Genomic DNA, 18,610 nt, shown 5'->3' with positions numbered 1-18,610 from the left:
TACAAGAAATTATAAGTCAATCAATATTATTTTAAAAAAAATCACTTTCTTAACCTTTAGAAGAGATATTGAAATATCTGTGACGATACGTGCAGAAAGTGCGTTATATAAAGGTTTTGTGAAATTTTTACTGTAACATCATTAACAGAATTTTATGATTTTCATGGGATTTCCTTAGCATAATGTTAACATTTATTATTGTTTTTTGAAAATCATGTTAAATAAATAGGAATCTAAAATATAGTAATTACTGCCTTTTAGTTACCTATCAGTGGCCAATAGTGATGTAAATTACTCTACTTTGTAATTAATTTATTTTACATCAATTCCTGCTAACTCACACATCTTGTCCAATGCTTCGTTAAAGTCCTCTATTTTGTCAATTATGTTTTCATTAGCATCGTAAACTATGAATTTTTCATCATCAAAGTCAAGGGTATATCCACCTTGATCAAGCTCCACGTATTTTTCGTTATAGGCACCTACGGATTCCCTATAAGTGCAGGTAATTCCTTTTTGCTGCAGAGCGGCATAAATAGCGTAGCTATAGTATTCCTGACAATAACCGCTAGTCATAGTAGTATCAAGTAGTAAAATATTGTTCTCATCATGAAAACGAATAAGACGCTTGTTTCCACACTTTTTCGCTAGAATAAGCGGATACTTAATAAAGTATTTGCGCCAATCCGTTACTTTACTTTCATCAATAATTTGTTGTAAACCTTTCTCTACTGTATCTGGAGTTACCTTATCTAGAAGTTGCTTCAGATACCTTACATGATCATGTCGCAAGTAACGTTTCCAGCTAATATCACGATCAAACCCTTCAATGAGAAAACTATAATTTTGCCCAGTTTTTATTAAATAATCACCAGTTGTAAGTAATGCTCTTGAAAGTAAATTATTCGATACGTTCAGTTTCGTTTCTCCGAAGATTTCAATAGCTTTTTCATAATAAGAAGTAAAGGAAGATTGTTTTTGTTTATGCTCACCTTCTGTCCATTCTTTATAACTATCAGCATCAATAAAGGTTAGTAAAAAGCCAATCTCTCCTTCAAAATAACGATAGTCCTCAGCTATATGAATATGGTTTTCCCACGCCTCATCGCCAAGGAACAAATTAGCTTTTAATTTTTCCTGAGAAAGCTGGGAACCAAAAAAGCCTGACAGCTTGACATTTGGATCTGCTAAATACTCATTAAGGTTTTCAGCATGAGTAACGAGTCTATCAATAGCTTGAATGGATTGCATATAATCCTCGACTCGGTTGTAAATTGTATTGACGATAACATTACGAACAAACCGCATCCAACGGCTAAATACTGCAAAATCATCATTAAAATGACGAACATATGCTACTATACCATAAAGTTGAACACGATCCTCATAATTAATACCATGAGTCATTGCTTCATTAATTACTCGTTTTATATTAATAACAGATTGTTGGTTGTCTAGCTTTTGCTCGGAAAGGATATCTAGTGTTACTTCTATATCCTTCACCCATTGCTCATTTTCAATAGACAGCATTGTCAAGTCATCAAAACGAATCACTTCTCCACCATTAATGGCAGCAAATAGATCATTACGGTTTTGAGGATGGCGTGCTAGCTGGTTGTAAAGCAGGGCATAGAAAAATTGTAAAAATGACTCGTCATAATTCTTCTTTTGGTGCTTCCAGAAAAAGTCCGACCAGACCGTATCTATCTTAAATAAAATTTCCTTACCATCAACCATATCCACACCCTCTAAATATTGCTGGAAGCGTGCCTTGAAGTTTTCAAATTGTGTCAACGGTTTGCCGCGAGCATTCATTTTAATATAGAGTGTATCCTCAAGTTGAAAGGAGTCTAGGTCAATAAACTGAAAAGTAATAGGTGCATTTACCTTCAGAATGCCAAATAATTGATTAGATAAATTATATTCCTTCGAATAATTATGAATCGCATCAATCATTGTCAGCATAGAAGCAACAGTTGGATCATAAGCCCATTTATAAAAAAAATCAGACTCATTATAGATTTGCTCTGATAAGGAATCCATATTTAAATCCAAATCGGTCAATTGAACAAGCATTTTAAAAACTGTTTACTGCTTGGGCGTGTTTCATAGGAAAAATGCTGAAATACCTCTTTATATCTTTCAAGCTCACCTTCCTTCAAAGCGAAATACCAGTGCATTAAGAATAATGTCGTCAAACGTTGTTGTCCATCAAGCGGGGCAAAATGCTTCGCTTCATTTACCGTGCCGTATATAAAATCTAATTCAATCGGCTCACAAGTTTCTAGGGCCTTAAATAGCACCCGTAAAAATTCATGTCGCACATGCTGAACATCTTTATCCTTTCTCCCTTGAGCATAATCTCGCTGAATAATCGGAATGGTAATATGGTAATTTTGCATAAGATCCCAAAAAGTAAATACTTTTGATTCCGACACTTACCCCACCTCCCTTACTAAATGATTGGTGATAACAGGACCCAGAACTTCAAGAATATTTTGCATATATGCCTCACGATCTTCCTGATTCCAGTGATGAATTTGTTTCGTTTGCTTGCTGTAATATTTTAAAAAGACATTTTTTGTACCAATTGGAATATAGACACCTGTTTGATCACGAGAAATAATCTCCTCTCGTTTCTTTGGAAAAATAGCATTTTTATAGGCACGATTTGTTTTGGAATCAAGTAAGGTACAGTTTGAAATATGATTGGAATAGCCTTGCCCAAAGTAATCCACAATCGTCTGTTGGATTTTTTCAAATTGCTCTGTTTCCATTGTTTCAACTAAAATTTCTTGTTTCTTTTCCTCTAGTTCGGTACATAAATCTGAATCTTCTATATAGGCTAACGCATCTTGAACAAACGCTAGTTGTTCTTCTTGTTTGGTTAGAACCTGACTTTGAAGAGCATGAATATGCTCAATATCCCACCGCTCATTTTTATAGCGGTCAAAATCAAAGCGTTGTTTCGAATGCCGATCATGCTGCAACGTCAAAATATTAAACAAAAGCAGCACATCCTTAACTTGTTTTCGATTATTGTCATAGTTAAGCTCCGTAATGTCCCAATCTTGTAAACGATCCCTAATGCTACTATATAATGACTCGGTAAATTCATCTTTTTTCATTGATTTAGCATTTTTAAGTATAGTCTGCACAGAGAGTGGATGTTCACTAGCTAATAAGTACCCAATGAGATGATAAAGCTCTCGATTATCAAACCATTCATTAAACTGATTATATAGTTTCTGAATTTCTATCCACAGATCCTCGACTACTTGATGGCGAAGCTTTCCTTGGTCCGTTTGACGTTCAATTTCTTCGTGAAAAGCATGGAATGTTCGATAAGATGTATGTATATCTATCTGCTGTGGAAAATTATCTGTTACTAACTCAAATAGCCACTCAATATGATTTTCATATTTATCTGTTGCTGACTGAATGAAATACCAAAAGTCAGGTTCCTGCAAGCGTGTTTCCATTGTATCCCATTGCGTTGCTAATTCAATTTGCTTCATTTTTAAATAATCATGTTGATCCTTATCTTGACCCAGGTTATTTTTACTTAAAAATAAAGCTTTAATTAACTCGGCATTTGTTAAAGGAATTTTCCCAATATTAATCCGTGTAAATAAGTCAATACCATCATATTGATAATCTAGTTCATACCAAAGTACATTCACTTGATCAGTTAAACGTTGCCAGATATGAATAGGAACATTTTTATCTGATTGCTGCTCGAACCAATTTTTGATAGTTTCATAAGCATTATACATATGATAGAAGTCAATATTATCATTGCGACTATCTTCTCCATTTTTAATATCAGTAATAAATGTTTCACTGCCAGTCCGAGTTTCATAACGTAATGTATATCCTGTACCCTCATAAAAAGGTATAATTGACTGAATATATTTGACAATCAATAATACAGTCGTCAATCGCTGCTGTCCATCAATCACTTCTATCCCTTCTTCTTGCTTCTTAACAACGATTGGTTGCAACCAGTAAACATCATCTTTTTTCGGATCCATACTATGAAACTCCCAGATGTCCTCGAGCAGCTCTGTAATTTGCAAGGATGTCCAACGATAGCCGCGTTGATATCCGGGAATCCAAAAATGGACACCCTCCTTCATAATTTCTCCAATACTCTTCGGATCTAATTTTGTCAATATTAACCCTCCTTTTAGAAACTCTCTACCATATTTATCTGTTTAATTAAATGTATTAAAATACACCTTAAAGTAAACCAAAACTCCACATTTTAATTGTGATGGCAAAACCACCTATTAAGAATTGAAAAATCCCTAAGTTGATTATACCTATCAAAACAAAAATGGGCAGATGTTAGTTTTACTCAAATTCTGCGTAAGTTTTTCTTTAGTAACTCAGTTAATATGTTAATCTCATCTTTTGAACGCATTTTAATATCCGGTTGAGGGTCAGTTCCATTACCAATTTCAAAACCTTTTTCTACTAATTCCTTCCTATTCAAAATACCCCCAAACAATACTACATGAATATGATCATTTTCTTTACGAGGAGCAGCAGATAATAACCTTCTATTCGGTATAGACTGGTAGTAATATATCATTACTCCATACTCCCTACCTTTTTCAGGGACTGGCTTTTCTCCAATCAACTCAACTAAATTACTAGAAACTATTTTAGTCTCAAGATAAGCCATTAATTCTTCCGATTCTCTAGTGGCATTATAGATCTCTTTGGTTTTTGACGTTGCCCAAGTAACATTATAAAGCACAGATATTCTCTCCCCTCTATAAGCTAAATAACTTCTATTGATACATCTCGCAGATTAATTGACATTAAAAATAGGATCTTTTCCATATCAACTTTTTTCCATTTTACCTTGTTGACTTAAAGATTTAAAGAATAAACTAACTTTTAAAGACGCTTTCAAATTTATAAATATTTAATAAAGGCATATTTTTATTTGAAACATTCATACCAAATTCAGGCTCTTTATAATTGGGTCGGTCCCTCAATAAATAATTAGGTTTTAAAGATGCATTAGCAGGAATCAGAAATAATTCAGGTTCTGCCTCTCCTGAAAAGATTACCATGATATATAAAAGTTTGACTAAGACTTCAATGCATTTTCCTTCTTTTGTTAATACGTTAAAAGTTCTATCCTTCTCAATAAATTTAAAACCAAACGTTTTAAATTTTTCTTTAACAATTATTTTCGCTTTTTTGTTTAATTCTTGGTTTGTAAGAGTCTTAACATTCTCTTCAATCTCCTCTCTTAATAGATATACAGCTAATCTTTACTTTAACTGTCCATTCCTTAAAACCAATAACTTTATTGGTTTAACACTGACAAAGCGAGCCTGCCCCCAATACCTAAATATTAGTACTATGTGGCCAACCCCTTTTTTCAACACACCAAGATCCTATTATCATTGGATCAAAACTTTAACTCTATGAAAAAACAGAATTAGTACCAAATGATAAAAGACAGCCCAAAAAATTAACATTTTCCTCGAGCTGTCTTATGATAGTATATTTAGTTTTAAAGCTTGCCTTATCTCTAATCCATATAATATTAATGCAATAAGAGAATTTATCTGTGTTCACAAATACTCTTCCATACTCAATTGCTTTTGAGTTTCAGGTTCATTATCTCGTATCGAACTTTCGTTATCTTTATAATACTTAGATGATAAATCCAAAAACTTTTTCTCCAAAGTTTCTTTGTCCACGGAATTCTCAATAGCAAGTTGAATTATTGAAACTATTTTCTTATCAATCTCTGTTTGAGGCTTTTTTCTAGTACAATCACTCTGCTTAAATAATTCTTCAAATGACGAGAATTGCTTTGCATTCCCTTCTGCTTTAAGTTTTTCTACCCCTTCACTATTACCTAAAACATATAAGGGTGACCATTGATGCTTAATATTTTCTAATACTCCTTCCCAGGTACCACTTGACTTCTTTCCCGATATTTTTGATGAAGCAACGAGTACAGCATTTGATGGTGCATGGATAAATTTATTCCGCTGCATTGCATACGAACCAGAAAACGGAGCATCGAGCCTTTGAGTAGACATTAAAAGCAGTTGTCCATTAGAAATAAAGTTTCTAATGGCACTTTTTTTGACCCATTTGGATAGCCCATCTGCGGGGAAAACTATGGCTTTTCCGCCTTTTTCTAAAGAGGCTTCGACTGCTGTTGTATCGACACCTCTTGCTCCACCTGATATTATTACTACTCCATTCGAAACTGCTTCTTTTGCAATTTCAGCTGTCTGAGATAGTTCATCAGAATTTGCATTTCTAGCTCCTACAACACCTAATGTGCGATGAGAAAGTATTGCTGGATCACCTGCATAATAGAAGAAAGGCGGGATAAATTTTTGTGTTAACTTCTTTAAACAAGGCGGCATCTGTGAACGAAACATAATTCCATATCCTTGATGATTAATTTCCTTTAACTCTAACATTGAAACCCCTAGCTTTTGCCGGCCTTCTATTTTTTTTACAATCCTAGCTTTCTGTGCTTCAGTTGCTTTCGTTAAAACATTAACTAATTCATTAGATGTTATGTTAAATAATGAGTCCGGTTCCATATTTTGCTCACTTAAGGATTTTACAACTGCATTCCATTCCAGAATCGTCAATGGATTTGTCTTTGTCTGTGTCAGTTGCGCACAAAATAAATAAGTAGCAACTTCGTTTTTTGTAAACTTCATTAAGCACACCTCATTTTAATCATTGCCACTAGTATCCGCTAGGGCAAACGGCGTTATAGTAATATTTTCAAACTCTACACCTAGTATGTCCGTCGCCACTGTAAAAGTCCATCTTGAATCCACAAAGTCATCTACTAAAAGTATATTTTTATTATTAATATTTACGTCATTCTGTATATACAAATGGTCACGAATACTTTGCTCTTGAAAACGACTATTTAGAAGCGATTTTTGTTCTGGTTCATTTGGTTTTTTAGCAAGAATATTAATATACTTACATTGTAATTTGTTTGCAAGTCGTTGTGCAAACTCTGGAACAAGATTTGGTCTTCGATTTGAAGGAATTGGAATAATAACTAATTCTTTTATATCGATTTCTTTTTCTCTTAAGAAACGTCTTAATTTATCAGCTGATGCATCGACAAGCACATCTGAAAAATTGTTGTTAACGTATTTCCCACGACGAGCCTCCTGCCCAAGTTGCTCGTGATAATAACTCAAAGCAAGCCCTTCATTGTGTATAAACTCCAGTTTTTTATTTGTTACTGAGGATCTTTTACGGGGTTCAATTAAAATATAATTCTTCTTAAAGAATTGAGAAACTTTAGCGATATCATCGCTAATCAATACATCATTAGTTAAATTCCATGCATCACCAAGGCAAGTACTACATTTTTCACATCTTCTGGAATTAGGGTCATCCAATGCTTTTGTTAAATAAGCCATTTGACATTCCGTTGTTTGTTGAAAATTAAGTAATTCCTGATATTCACGAACCTTTATGTCAATAACAGAACTATAATAATTCTGTTGAGAGGTATAAGGTTTTAATGTTCGGGAATATCGTGATCTCGAATCCTTCAATATGAAACCTTCAATTAATAATAATTTCAAAATTTGATCTAGAGTCGTTGACTTAATATTCATCTTTTGTTCAAGAGATGACTTCTTAACCTCGTCATTTTGACTTAAGTGATTGAGCACCAGATTAATATGCTCTTGCTTAGGGAAGGAATTATAGATAAAGTACTCATTAATTTTCCTTTCGTCCTCCCCACCATAAAGAAGCACACATACAGCTTGATCTATGCCACGTCCTGCCCTACCTATTTGTTGATAATGCTCAACAACAGATTTCGGTGTGTAGTAATGAATGACAAAGCTAATATCCTCCTTGTCATAGCCCATTCCAAGAGCAATCGTGGAGACAAGTACTTTAAGTTTATTGTTAATTAGTTTATTTTCTAGATCAATTTTAACTTCTTCATTAAGTCCACTATGATACGCACTAGCATCAATTGCATTTTGTCGGAGCCATATCGCAAGGCGTTCGCACTCTTTAATTGTTGTAGCGTAAATGATCCCCGAACCCTCTAACCATCCTAAGTTCTTCGCTATCCAGGCATACTTTTCCTCTGCAGTTGGTAGAAATACCTTGTGTAGATGTAAAGATTCTCGTTGTAAATCTCCCCGCACCACCTCACACTCGCCTAGTTGAGCCGCTACATCCTCAATCACTCGATTATTTGCTGTTGCTGTAGTGGCTAAAACAGCAATGTTTTCTGGTAAAATTTGAAGAAGGTGATGAATACGTCTATAATCTGGTCGAAAATCATGTCCCCAATCTGATATACAATGTGCTTCATCAACCACAAATAATCCGATTTCAAGTTGTGATAATAGTCTAACAAAATCTTCATTTTGTAGTTGCTCAGGTGTAATAAATAGAACATCACATTCACCAGCATTACATCGGTTAACAACATTAACCCTTTCCTCTGTTGTTTTGTTAATTTGGCTGTTAATACATTCTGCTACAATTCCATATTTTTCTGTGCTATCAATTTGATTTCTTGTCAAAGCCAACAATGGGCTAATAATTAGCGTGACACCTTCCCTACGCTGTCGCAAAATCTTTGTTGCAAGAAAATAAACTAAACTTTTCCCCCAACCTGTCTTCTGAACAACAAGGACACGTTTTTTATTTAAGATACTGTTAATTGCCTTGTCCTGACCATCACGAAAAGCCGCATTAGCTCCAAACACCTTCTGTAATTCCTGTAAATACATTTTTCCACCCTTTCATATATATACTTTTGGATTCATTTCTAGCAAACTCTATAACTGATAACAGACCCCTTTCTATTATTCTAAATACCTAAATATAAATCTTAGTATAACTCCCTCTATTCATTTTCCAACTGCCGCTTCTTTTAACTGCCCACCATATGGCTTTATAAATTGCTGTCTCGTAATATGTATTAATTACATCATCGTAAAAACTAGACTCGATAAAAAGTTCTACAAGTTCTTTTTTGCTAAATACTTTTCCGCTAGAAACTGACTTTTCAAATAACAAGATAAAGTTCAGTGACTCTTCGTTTAGGTTATACTTTATTTTCTTTTGCACAATTACACCTCTTACTTTTATAGTTTTTCAAGATATTAATTAACTATTTACTTTGCTTTCAACAATAATTCTTAAAGCGTGTTTTCAAGGTTACCCTTACATTAATTGTATAATTATCCCACTTAGATTTCTACATTTTTCCCCATTCTTTCTTTCTGCTCGCCTTTTTAAATTCAAAATGACTTGCAAGTGATAGAAAAAAAGTAGGAGACAATCCCTGATGTTAAGGATTGTCTCTTACTTTAGTTATCATTTTCAAGACCAAAAAATTCAGAAACCTTATCAATGGTATATTGGCTTCTTAACTTGTATGCACTATTCTGATTTGCTTTCAGGCCTTTTATCCAGTATGCATCTTCTTTAGGGACTGTTTTAATCCAGTCCACTTTAACAATATATTCGCATTTATCAAGTTCATCTGAATCATGCAACATATTTGGAGCTTTTAAACTTAAATTAGCAATACCCTTTTCTTCAACATTCTCTTCAAAAGTAGCATCTTTTATTGGTTTAACTGTTTCTGTTACCTTCCCAATTCCAACATATCCACTTTTCGGAATCATACAAAATATTCTAGCACCAACAAATAAACGTTTTAATGTCTGGCTGTACCAACGGCCACCACCAGCAGCAATAAAACCGTATTTTACTGCATCTGCCCAATTTCTTGAATCTTTTTCTTCAAAATTAACTACAAAGTCTTGTTTATTCCACTTTTCCCTTTTATTTTTTACTTTTGGATTACTAGATTTCTCATCAACTATATTCGGGTCGAGAAGCCAACTTCTTGTAATATACTGCAGTTCTCCGTCTTCAAAATATCTGAAGAACACAGCGTTAATTGGCACGTCAAAATTATTAGATAAATAATTAATTATTCGTTCTGTTTCACTATCTAATTGTGCAGAAACAATCATGATTTGGTGATTATCATTTAAATTGTCTGGCAAGCTATTATCAAACTTATCAGCAAAAGCTTCTTCTAAAGGAGCATCATTTTTCTCTTCATATATATTCAATATTTGATCGTATGATAGATTTTGCACCCATGAAGCATAATCGATTGCTTGAGACACCACTTCTCTAGGCGTTCTATTTTTCTTCAACTCTATTATTAGAAGATTTCCGTCCTGATCTATAGCAAGCATATCAATAAACTTTCCGTAATCAGTTTGGATTTGTCTTCCTATAAGTAATATGTCTTCCGAAAGAATAGAGATATCCTTAACCAAAATATCTTCCAATTTCCTCTCCGACTCAATCGAAGAAAAAGCAACTTTTTTTATTCCATTATTAATATTCCATATTCCAACTTCAATAGGCATACTCACACACCTCGCTTTTATATTTGAAAAATCTAGCACAAGCAAATTTGCCAACCACAACATAAGCGGTAACTATTATTCGAATTATGTACTTGGCCAATTAAAATCTTTTTTATAGTAAACCTTTTTTAGCTTAGCCAAGTCGTGTTCCCATTCGGAAATAGCATAACTAAATTTATTTACTCCATTCTTTTGACCCTTCCTCAATTTCACGTTTCCTGCAATCGTATAAGCTACTTTCTTCAAACCAATAACTGGAACAGCGCGTTGTAATATTCGCCAACGTTGTTCTCTTGTTTTACCAGTTATTTGATAGCCTATTTTTATTAATTCACTTTTCTTTTTTAGACCATTCGCATCGTTTTCACCATCACCAGTTATTTCTGTTGATGGCCATACAAACCAATCACTTTCACCATCTGCATTCTCTTTACTAGTTGATCTTCTACCTTCTAATACATGTATGTATCCAGGGGCATTTTCTTCTATTATCCTTTTTAGTACTCTTCGATTTATATAAATATCTTCTCTTTTTGGATGACTAATGGCTTCTACACTGATTGTTCGTAAGATATTTTTCATTTCCTTATTTTCATAGACTGCTAGATTAATATTTAATTCTTGATTAACATCCTTTAGTTTTACATCTTTCGGAAGATGATATGATACTAGCCTCTCCACTTCATTGGTCACTTGCTTTTCTTTTATCTTCTTTAATATTTTTATAATAATCCTTTCCTTTTCAGCAATGGAATAGCCCTTCATCTTTTTAAAGCGTTTAATTAGTTTTTGCATTTTTTCTTTATTTAGACTACCATTTTCAGAGAAAGTCTTTGTAACGTAACGGTAAAACTTTACACCCCAACGGTTACTCTTTATTAAGCTTTTATAATGAGTTATATGTTCTTGAATACCTTTCTCCTTATCTAAAATAAAGCTGTACCAAAGGAATTTTTCAAAAGTCTTTTCATTTACCTGATGGTCAAGTTTGTCCCACTCCACTTCCAAATCCAAATACAGCTTCCTCAATTCATCTTCTTGTCCCAAAACTAAATATGTATGAAGGTGTTCTAAAGATAACTTTAAATTGAAACACTCAAAGATGTTTCCTTCCAAATCATCTATTCTTCTTCGACCAACTACTGAATTAATATTAAAATTACCCAGCCACCCTTCACAGTAGTTTAGTAACTTCATTATATTGTAATAAATTTTTGGTTTCAAAGAGTGTTTAAACTGAATTAATATTAAATCACACAATTGATCTACATTTGTAGCGTTATTTGTTAGAAAGAATTTATTCCGCACTCTTATTTCATTTAAAGTTTTTGTAAGCAATAATGCTTGTTTACCATTTTCAGTTCTATGAACATACTCCAATAACCTCTGTGCAATATTATGGAATTCTGCAGTATTTTTATCCCCCGCACCAATACGGTCTAGTTTTGCATGGATTTTCAGAAATTCACTATCACTTTTTATAGGCTCAAAATACTTACCATATTTATCTTTTAATTCCTGCAATTCCACTGTAGATAACACAATTTCACCCAATTTAGCTCCCTCCCACTCTTAAATCAAAAGGCACCTAAAATATTATTAAGTGCCTTCATTAAAAGTACGCCAGTTACATCTATGCTCCAGCAACCTCTTCAGAAATTCTTATTTAACTCACCAATAACACCTATAATCTTCCGAGTATCGTCCATTTTATCCTAAAACAGCTCAACGATACTTCCCACGGATTTAAAAGGACCATGTTGTAAAACCTTTTTATCCATTACACCATTTTTAACAACACAATCAATAATCAACTTTACGAATCCAATTTATTGAATGTTTAGCTTTTCATTTGACAAAAATTCAGAGAATGCTTCATTGACAGCTTGTTGATCAAGTCCGACTAGTTACATAACTAATTTTGCCGCTGTCTTATATCCAAAATTATCCACACAACTTCCTTGATGTCGCCATAAAATTAACCGTATATCTTGAATTAAAAAGAGGCCGGATTACTTTCTTAATTCCTTATATATCTCTTTTGCCACAGCTTCCATTATTGAGTTGTAATATGATTTATCCTCAAATAGTTTGGAGTAGGAGTCCATTTGTTCTAAATAAAGCTCTTGAGATGCTTTCTCAAACACGCTCGGGAAAAGGCTCTTCTCAAACATTTCTTCATCATTACTTCTTGCAAGACTTTTCAGGCGATCATTTGATTCCTTCGCTTTACGTGTAACGCCTTCAATAATTAGTCGGTCAGATTCTGATAGTTTTCCGTCATATTTTTCATTGACACGTCTAATGATATTCTCTAGTACATCGTCATCGTCTGGTGGCTTAACTCCTGTCTCGACGTTATCTGGGTTTTTAAGCTTATAATCTAAATTCTTTTCTAATGTGATATCCCCACTAAACGTCTCTTCAACCTTGTAATATTCCAACTTCACCTTGTCTTCAATATCAATTTTCTCTGTACTATTCTTTGGAACAAAACGAATTAAATACTTGCAGAAGATATATTCTTCATGCAGTTCCTTGTCAAACATTCTTGTTAATTGTGTAATGTATGAATACCATTTATTGAAGTTTCTTACCGTTACCCGAAACTCGTATTGTTGCTGTTCATCTAGTTCTTCATAACGTTTTATGATAGGGATCAAATGACTCGCTATTTTACCTAAATCAGACTCCGATTGATTTCCAGCTTTGAAATATATCTTTGTTAATTTTTGTATATCTTGATCATTGTATATGTTGTAGTTCCTAAGTTTTGTTTTTGTATCATAGATTAAATTCACATCAATCTCTTTATCTAATTCCGTCACTTCATAAAACGGTTGAAAGGCATCCTTAATATCATCCGCTTCATTAACAAAATCCAACACGAAGGTATCCTCTTTACCTGGATATGTTCGATTTAAGCGAGATAATGTTTGAACTGCCTTTACCCCAGATAATTTCTTATCTACGAACATCGTATGAAGTAACGGTTCATCAAATCCTGTTTGATATTTTTCAGCAACGACAAGTACATTAAATTCATCAGAGTTGAACATTTCTTTTAATTGATTTTCCTTAATTCGCTTACCTTCTTTTGTCTTGTTTAATTGATCTTCTGAATATTCCTCATCTTGATCTTTAACTGAACCTGAAAAAGCAACTAATACATCCATGTCAACGTAACCTTTTTTCTCGATATAATTCTTAAACTCAAAGTAATAACGCACCGCATGTAATCGAGAAGCTGTTACGACCATAGCTTTTGCTTTACCACCTAACATTTTACGCGTTACATTGCGGAAGTGCTCGATCATGATAGCTGTTTTTTGTTGTAAGTTGTGTGGATGCAAGGACTGATAACGTCTAATCGCTTTTACACCTTGTGTTGTTGATAATTCAGGATTATCAGGAGTATTCTTGGCAATCTTATATGATGTTTCATATGTCATATAATTTTGCAATACATCTAAGATAAATCCTTCCTCAATGGCTTGACGCATACTATATACATGAAATGGTCTAAATGTACCATCAGCCTGTTGAGTACCAAACATCTCTAAGGTTTTCTCTTTTGGTGTTGCGGTAAAAGCAAAGAAACTTAAATTTGTATGACGACCATGCGTTAGCAGTTCTTGTACCAGTTTATCTTCTTGGTCAGGTGTATTTTCTTCTATTTCAGCCTCTAGTTCTGCATATTCTTTTAAAGCTTCCTCTGTATCAGCAAGAGCTGCCTTTAATTTCTTTGCACTGGTACCTGTCTGTGACGAGTGTGCTTCATCAACAATTAATGCGAAACGGTTTCCTTCATTGACTTCAACTTCTTCATAAATCACAGGAAACTTTTGTAGCGTTGTAATAATGATTCGTTTTCCATCGTTAATGGCATTCTTTAAATCGCGTGACGTTTTCTTTTCACCTATTGTTTCAACCAATCCTTGTGTATGATCAAAGCCTGAAATCGTATCTTGTAATTGGCGATCAAGAACTGTACGATCTGTAACAATAATGACTGAATTAAACACACTCTTATTATCTTGGTCATGTAAACTAGCTAAATGATAGGCGAGCCAAGCTATACTGTTCGACTTACCTGATCCAGCACTATGTTGAATTAAATAGTTATCCCCACTACCTTCTTGCTTTACGTGATGAACAAGTTTTCGAACTACATCTAGCTGATGATAACGCGGGAAAATTAACTTAGAGCTCGTTTTATTTTGTTCACGGCCGTTTTTCATTACTTTTTCTTTCTTTACTTCTAAGTGAATAAAGCGATGAATAATGTTCATCAAGCTGTCTTTTTGAAGCACCTTTCCCCAAAGGTATGATGTTGTATAACCTTCAGGGTTTTCAGGGTTACCTGCACCTCCAACTTCACCAGCTCCGTTAGACCCTTGGTTGAATGGTAAGAAAAATGTGTCCTTACCATTCAGTTTTGTGGTCATCCAGACTTCACTTAAATCGGCAACAAAGTAAACTAATACACGTTTATTAAACTGAAATATCTTTTCTCGTGGATCACGATCATACATAAATTGTTTTTTTCCGTGTTCAACTGACTGCCCTTTGAATTGATTTTTCAACTCCATTGCCACAATTGGAATACCATTTAAAGATAACACCATATCCAATGTATTGTGATTAGAAGTGGAATAAGCAAACTGACGAGTTACGGTTAGCTTATTTGATTGATAGTTCTTCAATGTCTTTTCATTCAAAGTAGATTCAGGTCTAAAGGCTGCCACTTTTAGTTTCACGCCACGATCTGATATACCGTAACGTAAAACATGTAATAAGCCATTTGTATCAATTTCATCATTGAGACGCTTATACAACTTTCTAGGGGCTTCATCCCCATAAATCTTTTGATAACGGAGCCATGCATTCTCTTGAGTTTCTTGAATAAAGTTAATCAACTGTGTTAGATCAATGGCTCGTTCTTTATCATAGTTTGATTGGTCACCTTTAACGTATCCACCTTCAGTAAGTAGAAACGTTTCAATATCTTCCTCAAAACGTTTTTCCGTATCCTCAAAAGCCAATTATATTACCTCCTTTTTTCCGGTGATATATTCGTAGATTAGAGATTTTTTATAGGATTCCAATTCAACTAATAGTTCCTCTTTTTTCTTAATTAACTCATCAATTTGTGACGCTTTGTCATTCAAATATCCAGAAATTTCCTCTTGTTCATGTAATGGTGGATGTAGTATTTGCAATCTCTTTAGTCCGTCGTAAGTTAAACCTTGTCTAACACCAGAACCTAAACCGTAAAAGCCTTTGTATATATCAAAAGAATGAAGATAATAGTAAATATAATTAGTATCTATCTTATAAGTTTTTCTTAGTGTTATATACGCTGAAGTTATGATACCTCTTTCTGTCGCCAACCCTACTCTTAAACTCTTCTTATCATTCTGCAAATCAGTTAATCGCAATACAATATCTCCGTTGTCAATAATATTATAGTTTTCGAAACTTTGCGGTAACAATCCATCAGTAGTATTAATATTTTTCCTTATAATTTTTCCATATGACAAAGATAATAAATTATTTTCTTTTAACCCTTCATTTTTAAATTTATGTTGTGTAAAATACTGATTTAAATAATTAATCTCCCAATGTTTTGGTATTTTTTCTACCCACTCAATCCAACTATCCTTCATCTCCACATTTGGATCTAATCCCTTTGTAACTGTTTCTGTAATTAAAGATTGTTTATATTTCTTCAATTCCTTAATAGACTGTTTTGTGTTTTCTACAATGGAATCAATCTCCGATACTTTTTCATCTAGAAAGTTTGCGATTATAAGTTGAACATCTCTTGGTGGTAAAGGAACTTTAAAATTATCAAATACTGATTTTGTTACATGTTGCATTGTTGAACCATGTTTACTACTATTCATTTCTTCCATAAATACTTTTGCTAGCCAATAAAAGTATTTATATTCTATATTCTCTCTGTTCAACGTTACTTTAAATATATGTTGATTCAGGTAGGCATTTTCTTTCTCCCACTTAAAGACATCTAGTGTAGCTGACCAAGATATTAAGTAGTCTCCTTTTGTAACTAGATATTTATCATCCAGGTCCCCATTAAAATGATTTGATTCTTTTTCAGGGTCTGTTAAATTTTGAATTCTGATAATAGGAAGACCCTCATTACCCCAATCCTCTGGTTTAAACGCATAACCATTTATGAACCTTCCTAACCATTTAACTTTAGTTATACTCCAAGTCTCTGGAATGGCACCAAACCAACTAGCATCAATATCTACCTTCTCTTTAGTCATCCACTCTTACCTCCTCACCTGATAAGACTTCAAAGGATTTTACGATTTCGGCTTCAATTTTTTTAATACGTGCTGCAATGTCATCTGATTTTTCCAGTTTTTCAAACTTATAGAATAAGCGTGTAAATGGGATTTCATATCCGATTTTAGTCTTCTTTTCATCAATCCATGCATCAGAATTAAATGGCTTAATTTCTTTGTCAAAATATTCTTGAATATCTTCTTTTAATGGAATCTCTTCGGTATCTCTTTTATCAGTATCAGCCACAGGTTTACCATTCTTTAGCACGATGTTTCTTTCCTCATCATATTGAGGTGTCTCGACAGTCACTTTATAAAAACCAAATTCTTCATTCTCTAGAATCTTAGACTCAACTCCACGTTCCCCAAGAGAATACTCTTTATTTTGAAACTCACCATATGCTTTAACAATCATTTCTCGACATTCTTCACTGATATCGACTCGTTTACTACCAATGTTCTTTCTACGCTTTTCAAACATATTAGACGCATCAATAAGTTGTACCATTCCAATACGATGTTTCGGTTTTTCTTTTGTTAATATCCAAACGTAAGTGGCTATCCCCGTATTGTAGAATGAATCATTAGGTAATTGAACAATCGCTTCTAACCAATCATTCTCAATCACATAGCGACGGATTTCGCTCTCGCCACCACCTGCATTCCCACTAAAAAGTGCAGAACCGTTGTGAATAATCGCCATACGACCTGAATCTTTCAACTTACTTAATCCATTTAATAGGAATAATAGCTGACCATCATTTTTTTTAGGTAATCCTACACCGAAGCGACCATGTTCGCCTCGACCATGTTCATCTTTTACTTTTTTGTATTCTGACTTCCAATCGGTTCCGAATGGTGGGTTGGAAATACAATAATCAAATGTATATCCTTCAAACTGATCCTCAGTCAACGTATTACCTAATCTCATGTTGTCTGGGTTTCCACCACGAATCATCGTGTCTGCTTTAGCGATGGCATAAGTCTGTTCATTAATTTCTTGGCCAAACGTGGTTACGTCAGCTTCAGAATCTAGAGCTTCTAATCTTTCCTCCATAGCACTTAACATCTGTGATGTACCCATTGTTTGGTCATAAACTGTTTTAGCAACACCTTCATCAATAAGAATATCTTTTTCTTCTGCAATCAATAAATCTGTCATTAAGTAAATGATATCTCGGCTTGTAAAGTGAGACCCTGCTTCTTCATCATAACTCTCTGAAAACTTCTTAATTAGGTCCTCAAAAATATAACCCATATCAGTGCTTGTAATTTTGTCTGGACCCATATACGCTTTCTCAGAATTAAACTCCTGAATAATGAAAAACAATTTATCATTGTTTGCAAGTTTTCTAATCTCACGTTCGAATTCAAAATTCTTTAATACGTCTTGGACATTTTCAGAGAACCCATTTAAATAGGCCAAAAAGTTTTCTTCAATGTTATCCGGATCCGCTAATAAACTTTCAAATGTAAAATTACTAACATTATAGAACACATAACCAGACGCATTTTGGAGGAATCCCTCTTTAACCTCTAAATGTTTAACCTTTTCATAAGTTTCTAATACTTTATCTCTAGTTGGTAACAATGTATCATGAAACCTTTTAATAACCGTCATTGGTAAAATTACTTCACCATATTGGTGAGGTTTATATAACCCTCTAATGGAGTCTGCGATACTCCAAATAAGATTTGCTTTTTCTTGAATATTTACACTTGTTTGCAAATGTCTTGATACTTCGTTCATTAGACTTACCCCTCCATTTGTTCGTTCTAGAAATATATTTAAATTCTATTTTCAACTAAGTAAAATTCGCTATAATACTGATTATATCAGAA

12 protein-coding genes are annotated in these 18,610 nt (G+C 33.7%); all 12 read right to left on the bottom strand.

Annotated features, from left to right (window positions below; all coding sequences use genetic code 11):
• Positions 1-312: 312 nt before the first annotated feature.
• Positions 313-2,076, bottom strand: a complete 1,764-nt coding sequence (locus GH715_RS10780) for a hypothetical protein (RefSeq protein ID WP_153835304.1) — start codon at positions 2,074-2,076, stop codon at positions 313-315.
• Positions 2,061-2,438 (bottom strand): DUF262 domain-containing protein, encoded by a 378-nt coding sequence (locus GH715_RS10775; protein ID WP_153835305.1) that lies wholly within the window; start codon positions 2,436-2,438, stop codon positions 2,061-2,063. The genes GH715_RS10780 and GH715_RS10775 overlap by 16 nt, the downstream gene beginning before the upstream one ends.
• The gene (locus GH715_RS10770) at positions 2,439-4,175 is read right to left on the bottom strand and encodes a DUF262 domain-containing protein (RefSeq protein WP_153835306.1); all 1,737 of its coding nucleotides are present in this window, start codon (positions 4,173-4,175) and stop codon (positions 2,439-2,441) included.
• Between the two features lie 185 nt (positions 4,176-4,360).
• Complete coding sequence (locus GH715_RS10765; protein ID WP_153835307.1) at positions 4,361-4,765, bottom strand: hypothetical protein; 405 nt, start codon at positions 4,763-4,765, stop codon at positions 4,361-4,363.
• 832 nt (positions 4,766-5,597) lie between these two features.
• Positions 5,598-6,716 carry a DNA-processing protein DprA gene (locus GH715_RS10760; protein WP_153835308.1) on the bottom strand — a complete coding sequence of 373 codons (1,119 nt, stop codon included), beginning with the start codon at positions 6,714-6,716 and terminating at the stop codon, positions 5,598-5,600.
• Positions 6,717-6,731: 15 nt separating this feature from the next.
• On the bottom strand, positions 6,732-8,786 hold the full coding sequence (locus GH715_RS10755; protein ID WP_153835309.1) for a RecQ family ATP-dependent DNA helicase: 2,055 nt from the start codon (positions 8,784-8,786) through the stop codon (positions 6,732-6,734).
• 88 nt (positions 8,787-8,874) lie between these two features.
• On the bottom strand, positions 8,875-9,126 hold the full coding sequence (locus GH715_RS10750; RefSeq protein WP_240469379.1) for a hypothetical protein: 252 nt from the start codon (positions 9,124-9,126) through the stop codon (positions 8,875-8,877).
• A gap of 242 nt (positions 9,127-9,368) precedes the next feature.
• A complete protein-coding gene (locus GH715_RS10745; RefSeq protein WP_153835310.1) occupies positions 9,369-10,451 on the bottom strand; it encodes an endonuclease NucS domain-containing protein in 1,083 nt (360 codons plus the stop codon).
• Positions 10,452-10,535: 84 nt separating this feature from the next.
• Positions 10,536-12,005 (bottom strand): hypothetical protein, encoded by a 1,470-nt coding sequence (locus GH715_RS10740; protein WP_153835311.1) that lies wholly within the window; start codon positions 12,003-12,005, stop codon positions 10,536-10,538.
• 458 nt (positions 12,006-12,463) lie between these two features.
• Positions 12,464-15,496 (bottom strand): type I restriction endonuclease subunit R, encoded by a 3,033-nt coding sequence (locus tag GH715_RS10730; protein ID WP_153835312.1) that lies wholly within the window; start codon positions 15,494-15,496, stop codon positions 12,464-12,466.
• Positions 15,497-16,747: a restriction endonuclease subunit S gene (locus tag GH715_RS10725; protein ID WP_153835313.1), complete on the bottom strand. Its 1,251-nt coding sequence runs from the start codon at positions 16,745-16,747 to the stop codon at positions 15,497-15,499. It lies immediately after the preceding gene.
• Entirely contained in the window at positions 16,740-18,518 is a 1,779-nt protein-coding gene (locus GH715_RS10720; RefSeq protein WP_153835314.1) for a type I restriction-modification system subunit M, read from the bottom strand. The genes GH715_RS10725 and GH715_RS10720 overlap by 8 nt, the downstream gene beginning before the upstream one ends.
• Positions 18,519-18,610 lie beyond the last annotated feature (92 nt).

Source organism: Gracilibacillus thailandensis, assembly GCF_010994055.1.
Classification (GTDB): Bacteria; Bacillota; Bacilli; order Bacillales; family Amphibacillaceae; genus Gracilibacillus; species Gracilibacillus lacisalsi.
The sequence above is the reverse complement of the archived record's forward strand: the minus strand, read 5'-3'. Positions and strand labels throughout refer to the sequence as shown.

Excerpts from the sequence above, each read along its gene's own strand:
- GH715_RS10780 (WP_153835304.1), bottom strand. The coding sequence starts at position 2,076 with ATGCTTGTTCAATTGACCGATTTGGATTTAAATATGGATTCCTTATCA.
- GH715_RS10760 (WP_153835308.1), bottom strand. The coding sequence starts at position 6,716 with ATGAAGTTTACAAAAAACGAAGTTGCTACTTATTTATTTTGTGCGCAA.
- GH715_RS10725 (WP_153835313.1), bottom strand. The coding sequence starts at position 16,747 with ATGACTAAAGAGAAGGTAGATATTGATGCTAGTTGGTTTGGTGCCATT.
- GH715_RS10745 (WP_153835310.1), bottom strand. The coding sequence starts at position 10,451 with ATGCCTATTGAAGTTGGAATATGGAATATTAATAATGGAATAAAAAAA.
- GH715_RS10755 (WP_153835309.1), bottom strand. The coding sequence starts at position 8,786 with ATGTATTTACAGGAATTACAGAAGGTGTTTGGAGCTAATGCGGCTTTT.
- GH715_RS10720 (WP_153835314.1), bottom strand. The coding sequence starts at position 18,518 with ATGAACGAAGTATCAAGACATTTGCAAACAAGTGTAAATATTCAAGAA.